The organism is Streptomyces synnematoformans, from assembly GCF_039531005.1.
GTDB lineage: Bacteria > Actinomycetota > Actinomycetes > Streptomycetales > Streptomycetaceae > Streptomyces > Streptomyces synnematoformans.
The window spans coordinates 1-5,271 of sequence record NZ_BAAAPF010000405.1; the positions used below are offsets into that span (position 1 = coordinate 1).

The 5,271-nt window shown below is 74.8% G+C and carries 5 protein-coding genes; 3 read left to right on the forward strand and 2 right to left on the reverse strand.

The features are described from left to right. Both ABD317_RS33075 and ABD317_RS33080 read right to left on the reverse strand, forming a co-directional pair. The coding region (locus ABD317_RS33075) for a serine/threonine-protein kinase (RefSeq protein WP_344294936.1) at positions 1 to 890 on the reverse strand (890 nt) is incomplete at its 3' end. A gap of 226 nt (positions 891 to 1,116) precedes the next feature. Further along, on the reverse strand, positions 1,117 to 1,983 hold the full coding sequence (locus ABD317_RS33080; RefSeq protein WP_344294938.1) for a VOC family protein: 867 nt from the start codon (positions 1,981 to 1,983) through the stop codon (positions 1,117 to 1,119). A gap of 306 nt (positions 1,984 to 2,289) precedes the next feature. Here ABD317_RS33080 and ABD317_RS33085 point away from each other — a divergent pair, with 306 nt between their 5' ends. The 3 genes from ABD317_RS33085 to ABD317_RS33095 all read left to right on the forward strand — a co-directional run bounded on the left by ABD317_RS33085 (position 2,290) and on the right by ABD317_RS33095 (position 5,153). Continuing rightward, the gene (locus tag ABD317_RS33085; RefSeq protein WP_344294940.1) at positions 2,290 to 2,943 is read left to right on the forward strand and encodes a TetR family transcriptional regulator; all 654 of its coding nucleotides are present in this window, start codon (positions 2,290 to 2,292) and stop codon (positions 2,941 to 2,943) included. A gap of 241 nt (positions 2,944 to 3,184) precedes the next feature. Then, positions 3,185 to 4,366, forward strand: a complete 1,182-nt coding sequence (locus ABD317_RS33090) for a flavin-containing monooxygenase (RefSeq protein WP_344294942.1) — start codon at positions 3,185 to 3,187, stop codon at positions 4,364 to 4,366. A gap of 424 nt (positions 4,367 to 4,790) precedes the next feature. Next, the gene (locus ABD317_RS33095) at positions 4,791 to 5,153 is read left to right on the forward strand and encodes a response regulator transcription factor (RefSeq protein ID WP_344294944.1); all 363 of its coding nucleotides are present in this window, start codon (positions 4,791 to 4,793) and stop codon (positions 5,151 to 5,153) included. Positions 5,154 to 5,271 lie beyond the last annotated feature (118 nt).

A 5,271-nucleotide genomic window follows, 5' to 3' on the forward strand; every position in this document is an offset into this window, starting at 1 on the left:
CCGCGGCGCGCCTCGATCATCCGGATCGCGGAACGCGGCAGCCACGCGGACGCCGTACCGCTGTCGTCGCCCGCGGCGCCGAAGAGGTGCGGCGCCAGGTCGGACTGCAGCCCCTCCGGGGTGGGCCGGTGCTCGGCCGTCATCTGCATGCACGACTCGATGAGCGGGCGCAGCTCCCCCGGCAGCCCCTCCAGGTCCGGCCCCTCGCGCAGCAGCATGAAGACGGTCTCGACGGGGTTCGCGCCGTGGAACGGCGCGTGTCCGGTGGCGGCGTAGACGAGGGTGGAGCCGAGGGAGAAGACGTCGCTGGCGCCGGTCACGCTGCGCGAGTCGCGGGCCTGCTCGGGCGACATGTACGCGGGGGTGCCGACGGCGACGTTCGTCATGGTCAGCCGGGTGTTGGAGACACCGGACGCGATGCCGAAGTCGATCACGCGCGGCCCGTCCTCCAGGACCAGCACGTTCGACGGCTTGAGGTCGCGGTGGACGAGCCCGGCGCCGTGGATGGACTGCAGTGCCTCCGCGACCCCGGCGGCCACCCACCGCACGGCCTGCGGCGGCAGCGGCCCGCAGTCGCCCACGATCTCCTCCAGCGAGGGCGCGGGCATGTACGCGGTGGCCAGCCACGGCACGGCGGCGCGGGGGTCGGCGTCGACGACGGGCGCGGTGTAGAAGCCGCTGACGGCCCGGGCGGCCTCCACCTCGCGGGTGAAGCGCACCCGGAAGAGCTGGTCCTCGGCCAGCTCGCTGCGGACCGTCTTGATCGCCACGCGGCGGCCGGAGGCCGACCGCGCGAGATAGACGAGCCCCATCCCGCCGGCGCCCAGCCTGCCGAGCACCTCGAAGGGACCGATCCGCCTCGGGTCGTGCGGCGCCAGCTGCTCGACCACGTAACCATCCACCTCCCCGTCGGGGGCTCCCGGAACCGGGCCCCCCTGCAGCCTCTCACCGCAGGCGTACGGCCGTCAGTCCCGAAAGTACGCCTGCCGATTCTCCACTCCGGAACGCGCCGGGGCTAACCCGGGGGGCGGCTCGGGGCACCGCCGGCCCCGGAACCGCCGGGTCCGGCGGAACGCCGCGGGCCGGGCCGCGCGCGGGGCGGGGGACGGCACGGCGTCAGGCCCCGTCGCTGCTGGTGGTGGAGGTGGGGGAGGGGCTCCCGGTCGCGTCGGAGTCGCCGTCCAGCACCGCGAACACCGCCCCCTGGTTGTCCGCTACCACCGCGAACGTGGCCCCCGGGATCTCCCGCCGGTCCGCCAGCACCCGGCCGCCCCCGCGGCGCACCGTCCTGAGCGCGTCGCCGACGTCGGCGACGCGGAAGTAGACGAGGAAGTGCGGCGGCATCTCCGCCGGCAGCACGTCGCCGAGGACCGCCCGGCCGGCCACCTCGCGGCCCGAACCGGGCAGCGCCCACGCCGTGAAGTCGCCGGCGTCGAAAGGGGGTACCGCCCACGCGCGCTCTGCGCGCTGTGGGGGAGGTTCCTGCAGTTCGTAGCCGAAGACGGCCGGGTAGAAGGCGTCGGCCGCGCCGGGATTCCGTACGTACACCTCGGTCCAGCAGAAGGCGCCCGGCACGTCGGTCGCCCCGAAGCCGGGGCGGGTGCCGCCCTGCCAGGCGGCGAACACCGCGCCGTCCGGGTCCGCGGCCAGCACCGAGCGGCCGTACTCCCCGACGCCCGTCGGCCCGGTGAGCACCGTGCCGCCGGCCCGCCGGATCTTCTCGGCGGTGCCGGCGATGTCCGGGGTGGCCAGGTGCACGCCCCAGACCGTGGGCATCCGGCCGTCGCGCTTGGCGACGAGGGCGGCGGCGGGCGCGCCGTCGAGGAGCGCCCGGGAGTGCCGGGGGAAGCCGGCGGCGGCCGTCTCCGTACCGCCCGCGGTGAACGTCCAGCCGAACAGCTCGCCGTAGAAGCGCTCGCCGGCGCGCAGGTCGGGGAGCGTGGCGTCGGCCCAGCAGGGTGAGCCCTCGGCGAATTCGTCCATGGCCGTCGTCGTCCTTCCGCGGGACCGTGTGGGGGGCTGGCGTGAGGGGGCGGGACGGGGAGCGTGCGATGGAGCGTGCGACGGGGTCGTGCGACAAGTCGTGCACCAGGTCGTGCGACGGTCGCAGCGCCAAGATATCGCGAACGTATCGGCGGCGGACCTCGGCTGTTGTGAAAATAACCCGAACGTCGGGTCAATTCTGGTCGAGCACGGCAATGGGGGCAGATCCGCCGGTGCAGCCTCCCCCGTTATCCCCGTTTGCCTTCGCCAGATCGCGGTTCGATCACCCGTCGGTAAGCTGACGACATGACAGGTCAAGTTCGGACGGTCGACGGCCGTGTCGCCGGCCGGCGCGGCCAGGCGACCCGCACCAAGCTGCTGGAGTGCCTCGGCGAGATGCTCGACGCCTCGCCGTACCGGGACGTGAAGGTGATCGACGTCGCCCGCCGCGCGGGCACGTCGCCCGCGACGTTCTACCAGTACTTCCCGGACGTGGAGGGCGCCGTCCTGGAACTGGCGGAGCAGATGGCCCAGGAGGGCGCCGGCCTGACGGGGCTGGTCGCCGGCCGTTCGTGGACCGGCAAGTCCGGGATGCAGGCCGCGGAGGAACTGGTCGAGGGGTTCCTCGGGTTCTGGCGGCGGAACGAGGCGCTCCTGCGGATCGTCGACCTCGGGGCCGCGGAGGGCGACAAGCGGTTCTACAAGATCCGCATGAAGATCCTGAACTCGGTCACCAAGTCGCTGACCGAGTCGGTCAGGGAGCTGCAGGCGAAGGGCAAGGTGGACGCGTCGGTGCACCCGGCGGCGGTGGCCGGCTCGCTGGTGGTGATGCTCGCGGGGGTGGCCGCGCACCAGAAGGCGTTCCAGACCTGGGGCGTGAAGCAGGCCGACCTGAAGCCGTCGCTGGCGCTGCTGGTGCACCTCGGGGTGACGGGGCGGAAGCCGCCGAAGCAGGGGTGAGGGCGGATCGTAGCCGGTGCTGAATCGTTAGTGCGGCGAGCCGGGCAAGCCGCCGGAAAGCGGTGGATGCCCCACTACGCTCACCGTCATGTCACATGACAGTGTCCATGCGGGGCGGGCAGGGCAGACGGGACGGGTCGGACGGGCCGGACAGACGGGGCGGGCCGGACAGGCCGGACAGTCCGCGCCGGCAGGGCAGCCGTGGCCGGAGCCGCGGCCGGGCGGGCGGGACGAGCGTCCGGTGCTCGTCGTCGGCTCCGGCCCGGCGGGGCTGGCCACGGCGGCGGCGCTGGGCCGGGCCGGGATCCGGGCGCTGGTCCTGGACCGGGGCGCCCGGGTCGGCGACTCCTGGCGCCGGCACTACGACCGGCTGCGGCTGCACACGCCGCGGGGGAAGTCGGAGCTGCCGGGGATGCCGATCCCGCGCCGGTACGGGCGGTGGGTGCCGCGGGACCGGATGGCGCACTACCTGGAGGAGTACGCGGAGCGCCACGAGCTGGAGATCGTGCACAACGTGGAGGTGGCGCGGATCGACCGCGCCGCCGACGCCGACGCCGGCTCCGGCGCCGGCTCCGGCTCCGGCTCCGGCGTCGGCGGGACCGGCGGCCCCGGCTGGAAGGTGGCCGCGACCGGCGGCCGCGTCCTCGACGCACACCGCGTGGTCGTCGCCGCGGGCTCCTGCCACACCCCGTACGTACCCGACTGGCCCGGCCGCGACGCGTACCACGGCGAACTGCTGCACGCCGCGCACTACCGCAACCCCGCCCCGTACGAGGGCAAGGACGTCCTCGTCGTCGGCGCGGGCAACACGGGCGCGGAGATAGCCGTGGACCTGGCGGACGGCGGCGCGAAGCGGGTGCGGCTGGCGGTGCGGACGCTGCCGCACATCGTGCGCCGGCCGATGGCCGGCTGGGGCGCGGCCGCGGGCCGGCTCCTCGGCGGCGCGCTGCCGGCCCGGACCGTGGACCGGCTGGCGGCCCGGGTGAGCCGGCTGGCGGTCCCCGACCTCGGCGCGTACGGCCTGCCCCGCCCGGCGAGCGGGCTGTACACGCGGGCCCGGGAGGGGTCGGTGCCGATCGTGGACGACGGCGGCCTGGTCGCGGCGGTACGGGAGCGCCGGGTGATCCCGGTCCCGGCGGTGGCGGCGATGGACGCCGGCGGCGTGACCCTGGCGGACGGCGAGCGGGTGGAGCCGGACGCCGTGATCGCGGCGACGGGCTGGCGGCGCGGGCTGGAGGACGTCGTCGGCCACCTGGACGTACTCGACTACCGCGGCCGGCCGCGTACGCGGGGCTGGCGCTCCCCGGAGGGGGCGGCGGGGCTGCACTTCGTGGGGTACGCGGCGGCGGTCGGCGGGAGCCTGCGGGAGATCGGTGCGGAGGCGGGGAAGGTGGCGCGGGAGGCGGCGCGGAGCGGGGGGTGAGGGCGTCGCGGGGTGGCCTGGCGCTGCCCGTATCCGAAAACGAGGACGGTGCCCGTCCGACGACTTCCCCTGAAGGTCATCGGACGGGCACCGTGTGGGCCGCTCACCTGATCGGTGTTGAGATAGCGGCCGACCGCTCGGCCCGGCTCTTCCCCCTAGAAGCGGGGCCTGAAAAGAGAATGGCAGGCACCGATTAACGTTTGCTCAACGTGCACGTCAAGCCCTCGTCCATCGTGCCCGGAGGGGTCGGGGACCCCTCCCCGGAGGGCACCGGCGGGCGCCGTCGCACGAGCGCACCGGGCAGATTGGCGAGTAATCGCCAGCATTGCGCGGGGACGTCCGGATTCCTTGACCGGCGTCCGGCCACCCGCATACGTTCACGGCCATACCACTGCACCACGGGGGGCTGGGAGGACTATCGGTCGTGGGCCAGGGGAAGTCGAGCGCGCCGGACGCCGGCACGGGGGGCCGGTTACGGGCTCCGGGGGAACCGGACGGGATACCGCTGCTGACCGATCGCGAGCGGCAGACACTCTTTCTCGTCGGTACGGGCGCGGGGAACCGCCTCATCGCGCGCCGGCTGGGGATCTCGGAACGGACGGTGCGGGCGCACCTCAGCAACGCCGTACGGAAGATCGGAGTCCGTTCGCGCTCGGAGGCGGCGGTTTTCGCCTTCGCCTATCTGGACCTGGTCGACATCCCGGAGGCGCATCCGGCGGAAGCACCCCGGTCGGAAGTCTCCCGGTCAGAAGTCCCCCGGTCATCGGCGAACTCCGGCCGCCGGTGACCGGGCCCCGGGGTCTCTCCGCCCCGGCGGCCGGGGAGTCGGGGCCGGTGCCGCGGTCGGAGCCGGCGGGGCGGCCGGAGCCGGCGGGTTCGGCCGGAGCCGCCGGGCTCGGCGCGGC

Coding starts and splice junctions, on each gene's coding strand:
- ABD317_RS33080 (WP_344294938.1), bottom strand. CDS start 1,983: ATGGACGAATTCGCCGAGGGCTCACCCTGCTGGGCCGACGCCACGCTC.
- ABD317_RS33085 (WP_344294940.1), top strand. CDS start 2,290: ATGACAGGTCAAGTTCGGACGGTCGACGGCCGTGTCGCCGGCCGGCGC.